The 18,797-nt window shown below is 38.2% G+C and carries 19 protein-coding genes and 1 pseudogene; 5 read left to right on the plus strand and 15 right to left on the minus strand.

Annotated features, from left to right (window positions below):
- Nucleotides 1-46 precede the first annotated feature (46 nt).
- The 8 genes and pseudogenes from AC3ARB_RS05975 to AC3ARB_RS06010 all read right to left on the minus strand — a co-directional run.
- Nucleotides 47-382, minus strand: a pseudogene (locus tag AC3ARB_RS05975) (NUDIX domain-containing protein); the annotation flags it as partial.
- Nucleotides 383-491: 109 nt separating this feature from the next.
- Nucleotides 492-1,928, minus strand: coding sequence for a recombinase family protein (locus AC3ARB_RS05980; RefSeq protein ID WP_488319687.1), 1,437 nt, complete (start codon nt 1,926-1,928; stop codon nt 492-494).
- Nucleotides 1,921-3,537, minus strand: coding sequence for a recombinase family protein (locus tag AC3ARB_RS05985; protein ID WP_488319688.1), 1,617 nt, complete (start codon nt 3,535-3,537; stop codon nt 1,921-1,923). Before AC3ARB_RS05985 ends, AC3ARB_RS05980 begins: the two co-directional genes overlap by 8 nt.
- On the minus strand, nt 3,537-5,111 hold the full coding sequence (locus AC3ARB_RS05990; protein ID WP_488319689.1) for a recombinase family protein: 1,575 nt from the start codon (nt 5,109-5,111) through the stop codon (nt 3,537-3,539). The genes AC3ARB_RS05985 and AC3ARB_RS05990 overlap by 1 nt, the downstream gene beginning before the upstream one ends.
- A gap of 98 nt (nt 5,112-5,209) precedes the next feature.
- Entirely contained in the window at nt 5,210-5,350 is a 141-nt protein-coding gene (locus AC3ARB_RS05995) for a hypothetical protein (protein ID WP_488319690.1), read from the minus strand.
- A 318-nt stretch (nt 5,351-5,668) separates the two neighbouring features.
- Nucleotides 5,669-6,073 carry a sigma-70 RNA polymerase sigma factor region 4 domain-containing protein gene (locus AC3ARB_RS06000; RefSeq protein WP_488319691.1) on the minus strand — a complete coding sequence of 135 codons (405 nt, stop codon included), beginning with the start codon at nt 6,071-6,073 and terminating at the stop codon, nt 5,669-5,671.
- Nucleotides 6,074-6,300: 227 nt separating this feature from the next.
- Nucleotides 6,301-7,029, minus strand: a complete 729-nt coding sequence (locus AC3ARB_RS06005; protein ID WP_488319692.1) for a hypothetical protein — start codon at nt 7,027-7,029, stop codon at nt 6,301-6,303.
- Between the two features lie 17 nt (nt 7,030-7,046).
- Complete coding sequence (locus AC3ARB_RS06010) at nt 7,047-7,892, minus strand: ABC transporter ATP-binding protein (protein ID WP_488319693.1); 846 nt, start codon at nt 7,890-7,892, stop codon at nt 7,047-7,049.
- 178 nt (nt 7,893-8,070) lie between these two features.
- On the opposite strand from AC3ARB_RS06010, the gene AC3ARB_RS06015 reads away from it, so the two are divergent.
- The gene (locus tag AC3ARB_RS06015; RefSeq protein WP_488319694.1) at nt 8,071-8,934 is read left to right on the plus strand and encodes a helix-turn-helix domain-containing protein; all 864 of its coding nucleotides are present in this window, start codon (nt 8,071-8,073) and stop codon (nt 8,932-8,934) included.
- Nucleotides 8,935-9,040: 106 nt separating this feature from the next.
- On the opposite strand, the gene AC3ARB_RS06020 is transcribed toward AC3ARB_RS06015, so the two are convergent.
- The 3 genes from AC3ARB_RS06020 to AC3ARB_RS06030 are packed head-to-tail and all read right to left on the minus strand — an operon-like array spanning nt 9,041 to nt 11,632.
- Entirely contained in the window at nt 9,041-10,915 is a 1,875-nt protein-coding gene (locus tag AC3ARB_RS06020; protein WP_488319695.1) for an SAG1250 family conjugative relaxase, read from the minus strand.
- The gene (locus tag AC3ARB_RS06025) at nt 10,902-11,267 is read right to left on the minus strand and encodes a MobC family plasmid mobilization relaxosome protein (protein WP_488319696.1); all 366 of its coding nucleotides are present in this window, start codon (nt 11,265-11,267) and stop codon (nt 10,902-10,904) included. The genes AC3ARB_RS06020 and AC3ARB_RS06025 overlap by 14 nt, the downstream gene beginning before the upstream one ends.
- A gap of 2 nt (nt 11,268-11,269) precedes the next feature.
- Nucleotides 11,270-11,632, minus strand: a complete 363-nt coding sequence (locus tag AC3ARB_RS06030) for an SAG1252 family conjugative relaxosome accessory protein (protein ID WP_488319697.1) — start codon at nt 11,630-11,632, stop codon at nt 11,270-11,272.
- A 384-nt stretch (nt 11,633-12,016) separates the two neighbouring features.
- Between AC3ARB_RS06030 and AC3ARB_RS06035 the strand changes: the two genes are divergently transcribed.
- The 4 genes from AC3ARB_RS06035 to AC3ARB_RS06050 all read left to right on the plus strand — a co-directional run bounded on the left by AC3ARB_RS06035 (nt 12,017) and on the right by AC3ARB_RS06050 (nt 14,918).
- Nucleotides 12,017-12,715: a helix-turn-helix domain-containing protein gene (locus AC3ARB_RS06035; RefSeq protein ID WP_488319698.1), complete on the plus strand. Its 699-nt coding sequence runs from the start codon at nt 12,017-12,019 to the stop codon at nt 12,713-12,715.
- A gap of 142 nt (nt 12,716-12,857) precedes the next feature.
- A complete protein-coding gene (locus tag AC3ARB_RS06040; protein ID WP_488319699.1) occupies nt 12,858-14,273 on the plus strand; it encodes a Y-family DNA polymerase in 1,416 nt (471 codons plus the stop codon).
- A complete protein-coding gene (locus AC3ARB_RS06045) occupies nt 14,270-14,638 on the plus strand; it encodes a YolD-like family protein (protein WP_488319700.1) in 369 nt (122 codons plus the stop codon). Before AC3ARB_RS06040 ends, AC3ARB_RS06045 begins: the two co-directional genes overlap by 4 nt.
- Complete coding sequence (locus AC3ARB_RS06050; RefSeq protein WP_018367264.1) at nt 14,625-14,918, plus strand: DUF5960 family protein; 294 nt, start codon at nt 14,625-14,627, stop codon at nt 14,916-14,918. Before AC3ARB_RS06045 ends, AC3ARB_RS06050 begins: the two co-directional genes overlap by 14 nt.
- A 44-nt stretch (nt 14,919-14,962) precedes the next feature.
- Here the strand turns inward: AC3ARB_RS06050 and AC3ARB_RS06055 are convergent, their stop codons facing one another.
- The 4 genes from AC3ARB_RS06055 to AC3ARB_RS06070 form a co-directional block, all read right to left on the minus strand.
- Nucleotides 14,963-15,241, minus strand: coding sequence for a hypothetical protein (locus AC3ARB_RS06055; RefSeq protein ID WP_018367265.1), 279 nt, complete (start codon nt 15,239-15,241; stop codon nt 14,963-14,965).
- Between the two features lie 179 nt (nt 15,242-15,420).
- The gene (locus AC3ARB_RS06060) at nt 15,421-17,478 is read right to left on the minus strand and encodes a heavy metal translocating P-type ATPase (RefSeq protein ID WP_488319701.1); all 2,058 of its coding nucleotides are present in this window, start codon (nt 17,476-17,478) and stop codon (nt 15,421-15,423) included.
- 22 nt (nt 17,479-17,500) lie between these two features.
- Complete coding sequence (locus AC3ARB_RS06065; protein ID WP_018367267.1) at nt 17,501-17,920, minus strand: CopY/TcrY family copper transport repressor; 420 nt, start codon at nt 17,918-17,920, stop codon at nt 17,501-17,503.
- A gap of 194 nt (nt 17,921-18,114) precedes the next feature.
- Nucleotides 18,115-18,790, minus strand: a protein-coding gene (locus AC3ARB_RS06070) for an IS6 family transposase (protein WP_488319702.1) whose coding sequence is annotated in 2 segments (ribosomal slippage) — nt 18,115-18,597 and nt 18,599-18,790 — 675 coding nt in all. Because the reading frame shifts where the segments join, the coding sequence is not laid out codon by codon here.
- Nucleotides 18,791-18,797 lie beyond the last annotated feature (7 nt).

The raw sequence follows: 18,797 nt of genomic DNA on the forward strand, positions 1-18,797 counted from the left end.
CAATTAGCATGAAAAGACCTTTTTTCTCAAAACTGAAACCAACTCTTTAGTTTAGATCATAAACCCACTCTTCTCCCTCTTTTCGGTAGAAGAATTCGCTGAGCTCATCATCAAGCATGACCTTAATCATGTCCTCCATGTCCAAAGAAAGTTGAAGATTTGGCAAATTATCCAGCTCTTCCCACCAAACTTCCCCCTCATCAGAGGAAACCAATTCCCCCTCGAAGCGGGTTGCCTGATAGAGGTAAACCACATAACGCTGGCCATCTTCATACCAGTCCTTGATACCGCAGAGTTTGGGGGAGAAAATGGTCAAGCCTGTTTCTTCCTTGACTTCTCGGATGACCGCTTCGGTGAAAGACTCTCCTTGGTCAACGTGACCCTCTTATGTCAAGTAACTGACACTATTTATTTACTAGATTTCACACTAATTATATCACAATGCAACCTATTGAGAAAGAGACTTGATAGGCTTCAAGTCTCTTCCTCAACTATTTATAGATAACTGTAAAAAATCCGAGGCAGTCAACGACTACTTTTTCAATGTGAATGCTAATTATTTCTTTGGTTAACTTATCCTTAGTCAACAACTGAACTTTATTAGCTTCATTCAGCTGTTCTTCTAAATTATTAACAGATTCGTCGATGTCCATTTTCTTTGTAATGTATTCTTTCCTGGTCACCAGGTTATCCTTGTAATCTTGGTAACAGGATAGTTTTTGTTTCTTCAACCGTTCAATTTCTCTAAGCAATCTAGTCTTAGAAGCAATTTGACGGGGCTTAACCACCTCTTGTCCAAGCTTCTCCTTGATTGATTGTTCAATCCTATCTACTCGGCAGGACTTCATTTTTTCACCTTGTCCTTTACAATAGCGGCAGGAAAAATACTGATAACCTTGATGGTTATATGAACCAATCAAAGAATGGTCACAATGCTCACAACGAATCAGTCCTGTTAAAATGCTCGGAATTTTCGGAGGCTGAGAGTGTTTTTTCTGAGTAACCTTCTTAGCCTTTAGTTGAGTAACTTGTGCAAATAGTTCTGCCGAAATAATCGCTTCGTGATTATTCTCAATTCGTTCCCACTCTGATTTTGGTAGAGAAACATGCTTCCCCCTTATGTAGGTTCGAGTATTATAGAGATAAGTTCCCTTATAGGCTTCATTCTTCAAAATTTGAGCAACGTTTATAACGCTCCAAACATTCCTCTCTTGCTCCTTTGTTAGTCTGAGAGACTTTTCGTAACGTGCCTGACTGATTTGCATTTTTCTCTCTGCTGGGGTAATGACTTGTTCTTTATTCAAGATTCGAGCAATCTTTTGGTAACTATTACCATCAAGGTACAAGGTGAAAATCCGTTGAACAATCGGAGCAACTGCCTCATCAATGATAATCTTGAATCGGTCTTCTGGATCCTTGATGTAGCCAAATGGTGGCAACCAACTCATGTTTTTTCCAGAGCGTTTCATGCTGTTCATGGCACTCTTAACCTTTTCAGAAACATCCTTGGAATAGAAATCATTGAGGAGGTTTCTAAAGGGAACATCAATATCCAGTCCATTCTGTTCAGATATCAAACTATCATATTGGTCATTTATAGCTATGAAGCGAACTCCGAGAAAAGGGAAAATATTTTCCAAATAATTCCCTAATTCCAGATAATCACGCATAAAACGAGACAAATCTTTAACAATGATATGACGGATAAGTCCCGTCTTAACATCAGCCATCAAGCGTTGGAAGGCAGGTCGATTGAGACTTGTTCCTGAAAAACCATCATCTACAAATTCCAAGCGTTCCCAATTATTAAAGTCTGATGACTGATCAAGGTACTGATTCAATAGATAGCGTTGGTTGGTAATGGAGTTACTTTCGTCTGTCCCGTCCTCCTCGACCGATAAGCGAAGGTATAAAGCCATTTTAGACATGGTTATCACCTCCAATCAAGCAGGTAAAAGTTACTGTCACAGACTTGTTCACTTCAACATCTATCCGTTCTATCACTTCATTAAGCAGTTCTGCCGTTAAAACTGATTGATTTTGGCATTTAGCAAGATTCTTAACCCAACTGACCTGCTGACTGTGTTTCTCCTCATTTCTAATCGCTAAAACCTCATAATGGGTTATTTCTTTTGAGAGAGTTTCAATTTTTGAGGTAATCATCGCCTTTTGAGACAAATAAGTCCCTCGTTCCAGAGCCTCAAGGCGATAATTCAGGTAAAGCTCACCTTGCTCAGCTTGTAGACTAGCCAAAGTCCTTTGAAGATTTTTTGTTTTCTTTTGGCAGTCTCTAAGGCATTCATCCCTCTTCATTTCTAATTTGGGCAATAAGTTTTTAACCGTGCCAAGCCGTTTCATCTCTGTCTGAATCAAGCTCAACACAATCTTATCTAAGGCTTGTTCACTGATATAGACAGTTTGTTTCTCTGAAGCTTCTGAACCATGAAGATAGTCCATAAAGTAATAGTAATCATACTCTGATTTTGAATTTGAGAAATGCCTACAGTACCTTCGCATTTGAGTTGATTGCCCCTTGACATAGATAAGACCCTTATAACGATTAGTAGTACGATGTTGAGTCTGTTTCCTTATGTTACGACGTTCGCTGATTAGTTTTTGAAGTGTTTGATGCTCTTCTTTAGTAATATAAGCTTCATGACAATCATCTACTTGAATAAAATCTTTCTCAGTTAAGGTTTTATTATGCCGACGTTGAATGAGACTGCCATAAAACGCAGGATTTTGAACAAGCCGCTGAAGGTTCGCAACTTGCCACTGTCGTGTATCATTCTCTGTTCTATACCTTTCTCCTGTTTGGCGATAAGCCATTGGCGTAGCAACTTTCTGCTGATTAAGGTATTTTGTCACTTGGTTGATAGATTGGCCTGCCATTAACTTTTCAAAGACATCTACCATAACAGATTGAACTATCGCATCAATGACTAAACGATTACCACCCTCTCTTCTTTCTAACTTATATCCATAGGGAGCAAAGCCAGCGATGAAGTAACCTTGCTTTGCTTTCTGAATATGACTAGCGGTAACTTTCTTGGAAATGTCCTTAGAATAGAGGTCATTGACCAAATTCTTAATTTCCACCTCAAAGGATTTCTTTTCTTCTAGTACTTTGAGAGTGTCTAAGTTATCATTGATTGAAATAAACCGAACCCCCATAAAGGGAAACACCTTATCAATCAGTAGACCCATTTCAATGTAGTTGCGACCCAAGCGTGACAGGTCTCGAATGATAATACAGTTTATGACACCATTTTTAATGTCTTCCATCATGTCCAGATAGGCAGGTCGATTAAAGGTTTTACCAGAATACTCATAGTCGATGTAACACTTCGTTATAGTTAAACCTTTTTCCTTCGCAAAGGATCTAGCTAGACTTTCTTGCGTCTCTAAGGACTGAGATTTGTTTCGCCAACTTTCTGTACGTTCATTCGACAAACGAATGTAAATGCCTGTTCGATAGGTTTTAAGAGATAACCCTTCTTCCGTTTCCTTACGGTAGCGGTTCTTGGTACGTGCCATTAGACCACCTCCGTCACTCTTTGAGATAACTGTTGGAGGATTTCTAATTCTGCTATATCATGAAACACCAGAGTCAGCTCCTGATTTTTGTGAACGACAATTCGGTCAAGTAAGGTAACTAGAGTGATACGATTGAGTTCGTCGTTTTTCTGCATCTCACTCAACTGGTTTAGCCATTTTTGCTTATCCTGGAGTTTATCATACAAGGTTTGGGCTAACTCTTTCTTTTGAATGATAGTATCTTCAATTTTCTTTAGCTTCTGGCGATAGCTTCGCTGAAACTCTTGGTATTCTGTTTCATTGATTAGGCCATCGTCTAAATCTAAATACAAAGACTGGAGCAACTGTTCATACTTCTTTCGATTAGCAAACAGCGAAGTAAAGTCAACTTCCAAAAACTGTGCTTTATTCAAATAATCAGGAACAGTTTTAATAAAATAAGATTTCCAGTCAAGGTGTTGATAGATGAGCGTCGAAACCAAGTCAAGTAACATATCTTGCTTAATCGCATGGCGACTACAGCCTCGTCCGTTATTATAAGTGCTACAAATATACTGAACAGTCTCTTTGTCCTTGTAATGGAGTTTTCGTTGTAACAGCTGCGACTGACAATCACCACAGAACAATAACCCTGCAAAGAGGTCAGGTAACATCTTCCCATGTTTGACATCTCTAAGTAAGAGGTTATTAGCTACTTCAAAAGTGCTCTTGGAGATAATCCCCTCATGTGTATCATCAACTCGTACCCAATCTTCTGGATTCACAGCCACAGACTTTTGTGACTTGTAATTGATTTTGGTTTGCTTCCCCTGTTCCAAACTACCAGTATAGACACGATTTGTCAAAATACGATTGACCATTTTCGTGTCCCACTTATAGCTATGTCCATAAAAGCCTTTAATCTTTTCCTGACAGGCTTTCTTACGTTGCAACGGAGTTTCTATCCCTGCCTGGTTAAGAAAGCCTGCGATAGCGTTTGACGAATATCCCTCTAGTTTAAGAGCAAAGATTTTCTCAATAGTAGGGCGTACATTCTCATCAACCACTAGATGATTCCGTTGCTTGTCATCTTTGCGATAGCCATAAGGGGCAAAAGCTCCAATAAACTCGCCCTTTTGCCGTTTAGCTTTTTGGGTGCTTCGAACTTTTGTTGAAATGTCTCGACTGTAACTATCGTTAATGAGACTTTTGATAGGCATGACCAAATGCGTTTCATTGGTATCAGCCGTCAAGCTATCATAGTGGTCATTGACTGAGATAAACCTAACTCCCATAGCAGGGAAAATTCGTTGAAGGTATTTTCCAGTTTCAATGTAGTCTCGACCGAAGCGTGACAAGTCCTTGACAATTATGGTATCAATGACCTTATCATTCACCATAGCCATCATACGGTTAAAGTCAGGACGGTTAAAGGTTAAGCCACTAATGCCATCATCCACAAATTCTTCTAAAATGGTAAAATTATGATTACTGGCATAGTCTCGCAAAAGCGAGCGCTGATTGATGATGGAATTGCTTTCCACATTATCCCCATCATCTCGTGATAAGCGTAAATAAATACAGGCTTGTGTCATGTTTATCTCCTTAATCAGTATTTAGGTGCTTACCGATTAAGGATTAAGGTTCTACTATTCTATTTTACATAATCTACCAAGACTTGTCCGCTAAAATATCAAATTTTTTCCAGCCGTCGCCCCAGTAAATCATCTAAAAGGTCTGTAAGATTTAATGGCTTATCGGTCACTCTTACCGTCACCTTATAGCCCTCAATCACAACTTGCGGTAAATCAGCACCTGTTCGTGTTTTTTTCATAAATGTTATTTCCTTTACTTTAAAAGTTATGACCTCGGTGGGCAGAACTGGTTAGATTCTACATGGGGATCGCACCCGCTGTCCTTTCTCGCTGGCAGCCTAAACGCTTAGAAGTATCATTATCTTCACTTGTTATCCTGGCAGATAGGTTACCAACCTATTTTATAGTCAACATTAGTCGCTCATATCCTAGCGTGCCTAACTAAATTGCTCAACAAGTGTAAACGTCCCACTTTAGTCTATTCAGTTGTCAAAGGGCAAAAAGAGACTAAAAGTTCCTCTCACTATTAAGAGTGAATTTTTTAGCCTCTTGTTCCGTTATTTTTCAAAAAATTTTCGTAGATTGTCCAAGATAGTATTTCTCATCCGAAAAAGGCTAGTCGCAGACATCTCATGCTCTATTGCTACTTCTCTGATGGTATGCTCTCTGAAATACAGAGCGTCAATAATTTCAAACTCTTTATCAGATAAGGTTAATAAAGCCTCATTTAGTTGCTCAATAAGGAGCTTGGTCTCTACTAAACGTTCAACATCCACAGTAATATCGGGTAGTATATTTTCTAGTGGCAACCCATCTACTTCAAATGCCGAAAAAGGTAATACTCCAAATTTCCTATCTTTTCTATTCAGATACTTCTCGTGATTGACCAATTGCCAATAACTTTTATAAACTGCTTCTGTTACAGGAATTTTACCATCTCTAACATGAATATAATATTTCATTTTATCCTCCTTTTATGATTTTTTCTTGATCATAAAAGGAGGGGCCCTTATCTCAACCATAGCTATTTCTCACTTATTGTTCAGCTCGAGAAGTTCTCGTCACTATTAGAGTGAAAATATGGTGTTCTTGTTCCAAAAAAATGAAATGCGAAAAAACAGCAAGCTCTCTTGAACTTGCTGTTACAAAATTTTATTGGGAGCCGATTTAATTATGATTAATTGGCAGATTAAAAGGAGTACTCTTTACTCTTCTTAATAGCTAAACAGTATAGTAAAATAATTGCAATCATTACCACACTATACTGACTGACTGACATTGTATTTGAAGCTGCAAAAACTGGTAACGAGTATAGAGGCAAAATTTCTATAATTTTAATAAGAAAATCATAACTTGAATTGATTAGAATAGTATTCAATATATTCGGTAAAAAAAGCAGTAAACCTACCAAAATACCAAAAACAAATCCACTTTTAAAATTATAAAGGTATAAGATATAAGATAAGAGAAAATAAAATAAAACCAATAAAACTGTATTTCCTAAGAATGCTGTTAAAAAATGAAACCCTAGTTCTCCTGGAACCCCTAGCTTACTTACAATTAAAAGTAGCAAAATACCATTCAGTGCATAAATTAGGGAAACAACAATAGCATATAAAACATTCGAAATTACATAATTAATGCGATTTTGATTTCTATTATAAAATAGACTAATAGTATTATGAGAAAAATCCCTGTTAATAATTCTATTTGCATGAATAACTGCCATCAACATTCCCATCATGGCATAAAAATTTGAAATATGCTTTATTCCAAAAGATGTTCCTGGATTATTCAGGATAAATAGTGTAACCAGTATCGGAGGTAAAAAAGAGATTAACTGCCCAAAATATATCGCTCCTGACGAATATAATTCTCTTATGCTTTCTTTAAGAAAATTCAATTTATGTAATGTCATAAGTTTTCACCCTTTCTTTATTTTGACCGTTTCAAATAAATGTCCTTCAGTGTTTCTTTTTTTGTTTCAAAGTCCACTACTTTAATAGAGTGCTCATTGAAAAATTTAAACAAATCACCACTTTTAATCACTCCCGATAAAGTAATTTTCAATCCATCCTGGTGGATGACCTCCCCAAATGATTGCCTGCTAGTAAAAATTTCCAAATCATTGAGCGATTGAAAAACGATATCAATCAAAGAAATATTACTATTTTTTCCAAGTGTTCGAGATGTTAATAAGCCATTTTCCAAAAAAAGAACTCTAGTACAAATTTCTTCAATATCTTCTAATTGGTGGCTTGATATTAAAATTCCTACATTTTCACTTGATGCTAAATGTTGTAATAATCCTAAGACCTTTTGAGAAGTTTCAACATCTAAACCATTCGTAGGTTCATCTAAGATTAAAAACTCAGGTTCAGTAACCAACGTTGAAAGTAATGCTAACTTTTGTTTCGTTCCTAATGAATATGTTTTGACTTTCTTATTAATTGACTGTGTTAAGTCCAGCGTTTGGATAAAAGATTCAAATTTTTCTTGATTAAAATCTACACCATATAATGTTGACAGATACTTCAAATTTTCTAAACCTGATTTGGATAAAAATAATTTGGGTTCTTCAATCAAGTATCCAACATTACCAGTACCAGTTACTGTTCCTAAAGTCGGTTTACTATTTTGTACAAGAATTTTCATCAACGTACTTTTACCAACGCCATTTCTTCCTACTAAGCCGACAATTTCACCACACTTAAGTTCAAAATTTATATCCTTTAGAATGGTCATATCGCCATAATTTTTACCTAAATTATTAATTTTCATGTTGAACTTCCTCCATAAAAATACTACCATACATATCGCTTTGAGTCAATTATTTTTATGACGATTTAAACTTTTTTTTTTTTTTATTCCTTTTAGTTATTTTAGGTTTTAAAAACTTGCCATTTTGGACTAAAAGAAATATAATAAACTCAATAAGTAGAAAGGATTAATATTTTTCATGAATTTACTAGCCGAAAAATTTAGATTAAAGAGAAAAGAGTTGGGCCTTTCCCAACAAATCCTTGCAGAAGGAATTTGTGAACAAAGTCAGATTAGTAAAATTGAAAGGGGGCATTTCATTCCTTCCGCAGACCTTTTGTTCAAACTTTCTCAACGACTCGAAGTCCCACTAGATTACTTCTTTAATGAAGAAATTGAAGTTAAGTCTAACCTATCAAACTTCAAACATCTATCCTCTCATCTACTGAATGACAGAAATTATGATGATTTAGAATATATTTATAAAATAGAGTTAGATCGCAACACTTTTCTTCCACTAGAAGACAGGATGTATCTTGAGTGGATTAAAGCTATTATTGACTTCTATCAATATGACCGCAAGTATGAGGCAATTTTATACTTGGAAAATATATTATCAAGAGTATCTTCAAATACTCTGATTTACTTAAAAATATTGAACACCCTATCTAATTTCTATTCCTTAGTTGGCCGTGAACAAGATTATGAAGCAAACTACTCTCGTTTAATGGAATTGTATCAGACAAAAGATTTAGAGCATCAGGAGTTTTTGTTTGGTTATATCAGAGTTCGTTATAACTACGCCCATTATTTAGTATCAAAGAAAAAATATAGCGAAGCTATCCAAGAATCTCTTGAGACGATTGAAGTCTGTAAAGAGAGACAAACAAGTTACCAACTAGCTCCTCTACTCACCCTCGTCGGAAATGCTGGAGCGCACTTTCTAGACAAAGAACAGGTCAAAATTTATTATATAGAAGCAAGAGAGTTATGCAAGATTTATAACAATCCTTTAATGCTGATGAAGATAGAGAATTATTTGAAGGAATTAGAGACTTTTTAATTTATCTTGATATTGGAGTTCTACTTAAATATGTTAAATAACCTGTAAGACTGATAGTTAGATTAGTACTATCAGTCTTATAATCTTTCCAGTGTACCTCAAGCAACTAGATTAATTTAGTTTCCTGTTCTAAATTGGCGATATTTTGATGCCTTGTGTTATCAAGTATGTTGAAAAAATTCCCCAATCTCCTAACCTTATATTCGTAGTCGTCTATCCATTTTATTAGAGAATTTTGATTTTCTTCAATCTCTTTCTCCAGCTGCTCCAGTTTAATGACTGGTGTCAGATTCATCTTGGCATAATCATACCGGGCTAGCCTTCGGTTTTCTGGGTCTGCGTTATTAAGATTTAGCAACACTTCCGCCACCTTGTTAAGGTAAGCAAGTTTATCCTGATAATCCGTAATCATCAACTCCAGTTGAGCAATATCCTGAATCATTTCGTTCTTAATCTCTTGATAGGATTTATTGTCAGTATCCAGGTCAATCAAAAGATTAAGCTCTGCGATTTTTTCTTTGAGGGTATCAAGTGTTGGTCGTCTGCGTTTAGGGATATGCTTGCTGTCGTGTGAGAGTTGACGAATCAGGTCTCGGCCTCTCATATACTTATTGAGCTGGGCATTGTCTTTGTGATAGATAAAAAATTGGGCAGTCTCACGAATAAAAACGTGATAGGTTTTGCCCGTTTCCGTTTCTTTAATATCCAGGTTACGGTTTGGTATGAAGACCAAGCCGTCTTTTTTGATACCATAATTGATTCTGACAAAGAGACCGTCCTTGACTAACTTGTCAATCTGGTGCTCTGCTAAAACAACTTCAAACTCCTGAACCTTGTCCCGTTTTTCTTTGAAGTCTGTATAGGCTGGCCAAAGTTCTTCGACTGGTAGCCTATCTTTGCTTTTCTCTTCCTCGTACTTTTCAAAATCTGACACAATAGTTTCCAGATTTAGGTCTGGCTGCTCTTTTTCCTTGGAGAAAAACTCCTCAAAGAATTGGACATCGTAGAGGCACTTGGCACTCAACTTCTCATTTTTTATGGCTATGCTCCTACCATTCTCTGATAAAGTAAAGACAACGTGTTTCTGTTTGGGAGAAATGATCAGGTTCAGCTGCTCTGCCATTTTAACCAAATGCTCCAGGCTCCTAGCCTTGGGTAAAAGAAACTCCAGTCGCTCTTCAATACCTCGTTTCGCAAACTGCTCCCGAAAATAATCCTCGGTGTAGGGGTGGCGTTTGTTGAGCTGCTCGCCGCGAATGACCTGTTTCATGTTACGGTCAGTCATCAAAAAGCGGGCATGCTTACGAGAAAAATCCATCTCCACGTTTAGAGCAGGAGCCTTGGCCAAAAAATCTTCAAAGCTCCTGCTATTTTCCATGAGAAAGTAAAGTCGCTGCTTGAGTTCGAACTTATTGTTGGTTCTGCGATAGGTCTCAAACTTCTCATGCGAGTAACGATTAGGGGTGATGATTTTTGCTCCAGCCTCTTTGGCAATGCGGTCAGAAATCAGACGAAGGTTTCTCTCCTGGGCATAGTCCCATTTGAGTTTTTTATCTGACTGCTTATCCACGGCGTTAATCAAGATATGGTTATGGATATGGTCCTTATCAACGTGTGTCGCAACAATAAAACGAAAACTCCCACCTGTTAATTCTTTAATGGTCTCATAGCCAATGCGGTTAATCTCTTCAGGTGTGAGCTTGTCATCAGGGGAAAAGGATTGAATCAGGTGGTGGGCATGGATTTTCGTTTGCTTGACCTGTTGCCGATCATTTCTTGAATCGTAGAGCCTATCATTATTGACGAAGTTAGCATGGTACATTTCCACCAATTCTTCATAGCTAGGAAAGTCCAGGTAGTTACTCATGCCAAAATCGGAGACCAGCTTCAGCTGCTCTGTCTTGTCAGGATTGAGGATATACTTGATAAGGCTCTTACGATACTTCTTCCCGTGTGTGGCATAATGCTTAGTCACTACCATAGAAGGCCCTCAACTGTTGACACTTGATGTCAAAATCCTTTTCCACTTCCTTGATGAGCTGGCTAATGCCCTGACAAAGATTAGCTCGATCAGTTGGTGTTAAGATATGGGACTGGTTGACTGTCCGTGCAATCTGGTTAATATTATTCCCAATCCGTCTCAGCTCAAAAACTAACTCCTGGTAATTGCTGGTGTCAATGGTCAGAAAAGTCATGTTGGGATTTAAGAGAACTCTCCTAGCGTACTGGGAAAAATTTTTACAGCGGCTCTGACCAATACAGTCGTTCAATATCGCCAACTCCTGGTCCGTCAGAAACACTTTTTTGAGATTGGTGCGGTAGCGATTCTCCATGCCTAACCTCCCATGTACTTGCCACGAAAATCTGGACTGAGTGGGATAGCTTTCTCGACTTCAGCCATCAACTCCTGCACACAGGTCAAGATAATTCGTAAGTGCTCTGCCGTGACCTGCTGGGTCTGTTCAGCCAAGACAGTCACCTGTAAGATGTCACGGCTAATTTGTTCAATCTTCTGGGACTGCCAGAGGGTAAACCAATCCGTCACCAACTGTCTTCCCTCAGCCAACTCCTTCAGCTTTTGACGAACAAAGGGAGAAAATTGCTCGGCGTGTTCTTTCCTCATCAGCTCCTGAATCTGCTCTAGTTCCTCTAGTGTCAGATTGATTTCCTTACGGATAATGCGGTATTGGTCTGTCATAGTGCTCTACTCCTTTTCTACTTACCTCTATCGGGTCTAACCCGATACCGTATCAGATACGGGTTTCTTCCAAAAAGCCTCAAAGGTTCCTTTTCGGCTTTTGCGAGCTCAGTTATTGTGTCCACAATAACCCAAAATCTAATCGCCAGCTGACCCCAAACCTTACAGGTTGGTCAGCCGACGATAAGAAACTATGGTGGCTTCGCCCCCAAACCCCCAATTAAAAATCAAGGATTGATTTTCTAAAGATAGATACAGTTTAACAAGCTAGTATTGAGGAAATTATCACAGAAAATGGACGTGCTCAAAATTTCTAGTTGCTAAAGAATTTATTTTTTGATAAAATCTTGTTGAGTTATAACTTAACAAAGAAAGGTGAATCTCATGTTTTCAAAAGACCGCCTAAAACAAAGAAGAGCTGAATGCCAGCTCTCTCAAACAAATATTGCTAATAAACTTGGTGTTAATCGAAGTGCCTACCATAACTGGGAGAGTGGGAAAAACATTCCCAATCAAAAGAACCTGCAAGCTCTAGCTACCATTCTTAATGTTGAACAATCCTACTTTGAATCTGAGTATAACATCGTCTCCAATTTTCTTCAGCTCAATGAGAAAAATCAATTAAAGGCTGAGACCTATGTTGAACAACTACTCGCTACTCAACGAGAAAAAGAAAACAAAATCATCAACCTCACCGCCTATAATGTCATTAAGAATGTGGCACTTGCTGCAGGACCAGGTTATGGATTCGATGATGAATATGAGACAGAGGTTGTCTATTCTGATGAGCAACATTCTGGATTTGATATTGCTGCTTGGATCGATGGAACATCTATGGAACCTAAATACTTGGACGGTGAGGTTGCTCTTATCCGTGCTACTGGATTTGACTACGACGGAGCGGTTTACGCTTTGGTATGGGAAGGAAGAACCTATATCAAAAAACTCTATCGTGAACCTGGAGGCTTCCGTATGGTATCTATCAATAAAAAAGGAAACCCTGATCGCTTTATTTCTAGTGAGGACGAGTTACGAATTGTTGGTAAAGTCGTCGGCCACTTCATGCCAATTGTTGGAGGTTAGTTATGGCTACTAACATAGAAGAAATGATTTACATTAAAGATAACAGAATATACTTCACTCCATTTCTCAAAGAATATGACGTGACAGACCATGTTACCACACTACTCGAAGAGCTGAAAAGACTCAAAGAGAGGTGATAGCTATGGGCTTTATTGACTACTCAAAAGAGCCTAAATCCGATATTGCATTTTTCGATATGAAGTCCTACTATGCAAGTGTAGAATGTGTCAGCCGTGGCCTCAATCCGTTGACCACTTCTCTCTGTGTCATGAGTAGAGCTGATAACTCTGAGGGGTTGATACTCGCTTCATCCCCCATGTTCAAAAAAGTTTTTGGAAAGGCTAATGTTGGCAGGTCCTATGACCTTCCTTTTGACATCAAGACAAGAAAATTTAGTCGCTATAATGCTCAAAAACAAGGGTTAGAAATCACTCCTAAGTATATTGATTTTATTGAACATTGGGCTAGACGAACCTTGATTGTTCCACCACGCATGGACAAGTACATTGAGGTTAATATCCAAATCCAAAATATCCTTTTGAATTTTGCGGCTAGAGAAGACATTCTCCCCTACTCAATAGACGAAGGCTTTATCGATCTGACCTCATCATTGAATTATTTTGTAAAGGATAAAAAACTTTCTCGTAAGGAAAAACTTGATCTGGTATCAGCCAAAATACAACATGATATCTGGAAGGAAACAGGTATCTACTCTACCGTTGGCATGAGCAATGCCAACCCGCTCCTTGCAAAACTAGCTCTAGATAATGAGGCTAAAAAATCTCCAACTATGCGGGCCAACTGGTCCTACGATGGCATTGAAAACAAGGTTTGGGCAATCTCTCCTATGACTGATTTCTGGGGAATTGGCCATCGTACCGAGAAACGGCTCCATAAGCTAGGGATATTTTCAATCAAAGATTTGGCTAACGTTAACCCTGATATTCTTCAGAAAGAGTTTGGAATAAATGGCGTACAGCTTTGGTTTCATGCTAACGGCGTTGATGAAAGTAATGTCCATGAGCCCTATAAACCAAAATCAAAAGGGCTGGGTAATTCACAAGTCTTACCTCGTGACTACATCAAGCAATCCGACATCGAGCTAGTCCTAACTGAAATGGCTGAACAGGTTGCTATCAGGCTGAGACGGGCTCATAAGAAAACAACTAATGTTGCTATCCAGGTGGGATACTCAAGGACAGAGCTGAAGAAAGCCATCAATACCCAAACACGAATAGAGCCAACCAACAGCACTCGGATTCTCAAAGATACTGTCCTTAAACTGTTTAGAGGTAAATATACTTCAGGAGCAGTTCGCAGCATTGCCGTACGCTATGATGGGTTTGTGGATGAGAACTACTCTCTGATTTCCCTTTTTGACGATGTTGAACACATCGAGAAAGAGGAAAAGATACAGAGTACCATTGATTCCATTCGTGATCGCTTTGGCTTTCTTGCTGTCCAAAAAGGAACCGCCCTCTTGGACAGCTCCCGAAATATTGCACGCAGTAAACTAATAGGAGGCCACTCAGCTGGTGGTTTGGAGGGACTAAAATGATTGACCGCTCATATTTACCGTTTGAATCCGCAAGACACTACCAAGACCGAAAAATGCAAAAATGGATGGGCTTCTTTTTATCCGAGCATACCAGTGCCCTATCTGATGACCTGAATAAAATCAGCCTGATAAGTGAGCTCACTCTTGAACAGAAACTGCTTCTTATTAGCCAGGCTTACACCAACCAATTGACCGTTAAGCTACAAAGCTTTGACGGCAAGCAACTCCAGACTTTGGTTGGTACGATTACGACAATTTCAAGAGAGCAGGTAATTATTCGTACATCAGACGGGCATACCAATGTCCCACTTTCGATACTCCACAGTATTGAAGCAGTCGAGGAGGTACGTTATGAATCAGCTTGAGTTTCATAGAAATGAACTGCAGATGGATTATTTTAGCGACAGCTACCTGAGGTTTGAAACAGACTTCTATCGCTATTCGGCATTAAACACCCCCTTAACGTTTTTAACGGATGATATTATGCGAAGCATGGCCAAATCTCAGAAACCATACTTTAAACTGAATAAGGAAAATGCGAGAGATAATCGGGATCACTACTTCTTATTCAACGTTGAAACCATTGATAACAACAAACTTATAAAGAAATTCACCTACTTAAAAACTGTCTATTCTATAAAATAAAAAGGAGCAAAATCGCTCCTTTTTAATATCATAAATCATTCCTCTTATTTATATTTTTTATCTAGCAATTCAATTCCGTAATCTTGTGGATTTCCATTTACCGTATCCAGTAACCATTGATTAATAGATTGATTTGTACTTTCCAGCGGGAACCATACTGCAGGAGTTGAAATAATGGTATGTGCTGTTAAGTTTCTTGGATCATCGTAAACTTCCTCTCTAGGAGATATAACAAATATTTCGCCAACAGCCGGTTTTAAGTTACTCTTTTCAATAACCTTAAGTTGATATTCCGATGCCTTTTCTGTAAAGAAAATATCCAATTCTCTCTGAGTTGCTTGATCTAAATTGTCATAACGTTCTTGCGCCTCATAGCTACTAGATTTTTATTTGCCAGTAATTACCTCCATTTAAGAAATTATCCGCCCACTGCATAGCATCCTGTACATCTTATTCTTTGGACTAATACTATTGTCTTATCGTTTCATTGGTTAATTCAATTTTATTTCATCTTCAACGTCATCGCATTGATGGCAACAATGACTGTTGAAATCGACATTAAAATGGCTCCAAGGGCTGGGTCTAACACAATTCCAAAAGGTGCTAAAATACCTGCTGCAATTGGGATAGCCAAGAGGTTGTAACCCGCTCCCCACCACAAATTCTGAATCATCTTAAGTCTTGTCTGCTTAGCCAACTGAATAAAATGTAGAATATCCATCGGATTACTATTTGTTAAAATGACATCCGCCGATTCAATTGCAACGTCCGTTCCAGCACCAATAGCAATGCCGACTGTTGCACGTGCTAAACTTGGTGCATCATTGATTCCGTCGCCTACCATGGCTACTTTTTTGCCAAGTGCTACAAATTCACCGACTTTTGCTTCCTTATCCTCTGGCAACATCTCTGAAAAGTAGGTTTCTATCCCTAAATACTCTGCTACTGATTTTGCTGACCCTCGATTATCCCCCGTCATCATAACCGGTTCAATTCCTTGCTCTTTTAAAGCAGTGATAAAGGCCTTCGCTTCTGGTTTTATTCGATCTCCTAAAGCAATCATTCCTTGTAAAATACGATCAACAATGATAAAGCTAATCGTATTTCCTTGTTCTTGGAATTCTTTATAGATTTCTTCTTCTACTGTGTACCCAAGATCACGCAGCGCTTTTAGGCTGACAATGTTGATTTCTTTGCCGTTAACAACCCCCCATAGTCCTTTTCCGGAAATAGTAGTTGACTCACTCGCCTGATAGGGTTGAATCCCTTGCTGTTTGATATAGGCCATGACACTTTGAGCGATGGGGTGATTCGATGTGCTTTCAATAGCACCCTCATATTTTAATAATTCTTCTGTTGATAAATCACCCAGTGCTGTGATTGCTGTCACTTCAAATTTTCCTTCTGTTAACGTCCCAGTTTTGTCTAGCAAAATCATGTCTAACTCTTTGGCAGCCTCTAAAGCACTACGTTTTTTTAACAATAAGCCATTTTGGGCAGCTATTGAGGTTGAACGAGAGACAACAAGTGGAATAGCTAAGCCAAGCGCATGAGGACAAGCAATGATTAGCACTGTAACAGTGAATGTCAATGCTGTTGGTAAATCCGTCAAGAATAACCAAATTACAAAAGCTAATGTCCCTACGCCAACCGCACCGAAGAACAACCACTTAGCCACTTTATCAGATAGCAACTCCAATGATGACTTATCACTTTGGGCTTGTTTGACCAATTGGATAACCTTTGCTAAATAACCGCTCTCCCCAGTTCCTGTCACTTGAATTTGAATGGTTCCTTCACCATTAATAGAGCCTCCAATAACTTCATCTCCTACTGCCTTAACAACCCCTTTTGATTCACCGGTCACTGCGGATTCATCCACCAGTGTCTGGCCTTTGACAACAATCCCGTCTGCTGGCATTTTATCCCCCGATTTAACGAGCAATATATTCCCAATTTTGACTTCTTTTAAAGAAACTTCTGCCCTTGTTTCACCCTGTATAAGCGTTACCTTATCAGGTAATAATTCAGCTAATTTTTTCAAGGCATTACTCGCATTTGAAACAGCGGTCATCTCAATCCAATGCCCCAATAGCATAATTAAAATCAATGTTGCCAGTTCCCAAAAGAAATCCATGACATGAGGTGATTGGGTAAAATTATTCATTATAAAGGCATAGATACTATAGGCATAGGCAACACTGATACCCATTGCAATCAAGGTCATCATCCCTGGCCTTTTAGCCCTTAATTCAGATTTTGCCATACTAATAAATGGTTCGCCACCATAAATAAACAAAATAGTAGAGAAAATCAATACCACCCATTGTGAACCAGGAAAAGTCAATTGAAACGGCAAATCAACCCCCATCATGGGCGCTAAGAAGATAATCGGCAGGGACAAGAACAAGGACACAAGAAACTTTCTTTTAAATAATTCCCCATGACCGCTATGATCATGCCCGCTGTGCCCATCATGATGACAAGAGTGCGCTTCCTTTTGTGAGACTTGGTGCTGGTGTATATTTGAATGATGATGCATATGATGATTGTGTTCCATTTGTATTTCCTCCTTACGATTGTTAACAATTGCATTGTCCAGCTTGGCAATGACAGGTGACTTTTTCTGGTGCTACTACACGTTTTTCCTCAAGAATTGAGATGAGATGATCTATATCATTTTGCGACAATACCAAATAATCTAACCACTCCTTTAAATGTTCGTAATGTTTTGTTTGGCAGATATTTTCTATAATCAGCTTTATCTCTGTCTGAACATGATCGATTTCGGGTATAGCAGGTGAATAGGTATAATATCTTCCTTCTACAATGACGGTAACATATCCTTTTTTTACCAATCGATTTAAGAGCGTCTTGATGGTTTTATCATTCCAATCCATATCATCAATCAATCGTTCAACAATTTGACGACTGGTTAATTGACTTTCTGCCCATAAAACCCTCATGACCTGCCATTCTGATAAACTAATTTCTCTTTTCAATACCTTTCCTCCTTTCGACAGACTACAATTGTAGTCGATTGATTACATTTGTAATTATATCATCTAAAAAATGAACTGTCAAGAAAAATATTCTCGACAGTCTTTTAATGTTTTAAAAAATTCAAGAAGTAGGTGTAAAGGGTTCTGTTGCAAAGTTTTAAATAAAGAATAAAATCCCTTACGGTATCTATAATTTAAGCTGGGATTCCCAATAATACCTTGATTTCAGTACAGACCGAAAACCCGAAGAGAGTGCCTTCTTTCCGGGTTTTCTTATATAATCCTCGAATGGCTTCCATGCCTTTAATCGTGGTAGAGGCAGTGCGTAAACTTCGATAGAATTTATTGCGTCTCTTTACTGGACGATGGTCTTGTTCAATGAAATTATTCAGGTATTTAATGGTACGATGTTCTGTCCCTTGATAAAAGCCGTATTCTTTTAGTTTCTTAAAGGCACTTGTAATAGAGGGGGCTTTATCTGTGACTACAACCTTCGGTTCATCAAACTGCTTCACTAACCGCTTAAGAAAAGCATAGGCTGCTTGTGTGTCCCGTTTTTTACGTAACCAAATATCCAAGGTTAAACCATCTGCATCGATGGCTCGATACAAATAATGCCATTTTCCTTTAATTTTGATGTACGTTTCATCCATTTTCCATGAATAAAAGGATTTTTTTCTTTTTCCAAATTTGATAGAGTAGTTTGCCATATTCTTGCACCCAACGATAAATCTTCGTATGAGAAACGTTAATGCCACGATCATATAAGATTTCTTGAACTTCACGATAGCTAAGGTTATAACGAAGATAGTAGCCCATGGCTACAATAATCACATCCTGCTGAAATTGCTTTCCTTTAAAAGGATTCATCGTCATT

This window comes from Streptococcus sp. ZY171113, assembly GCF_057748235.1.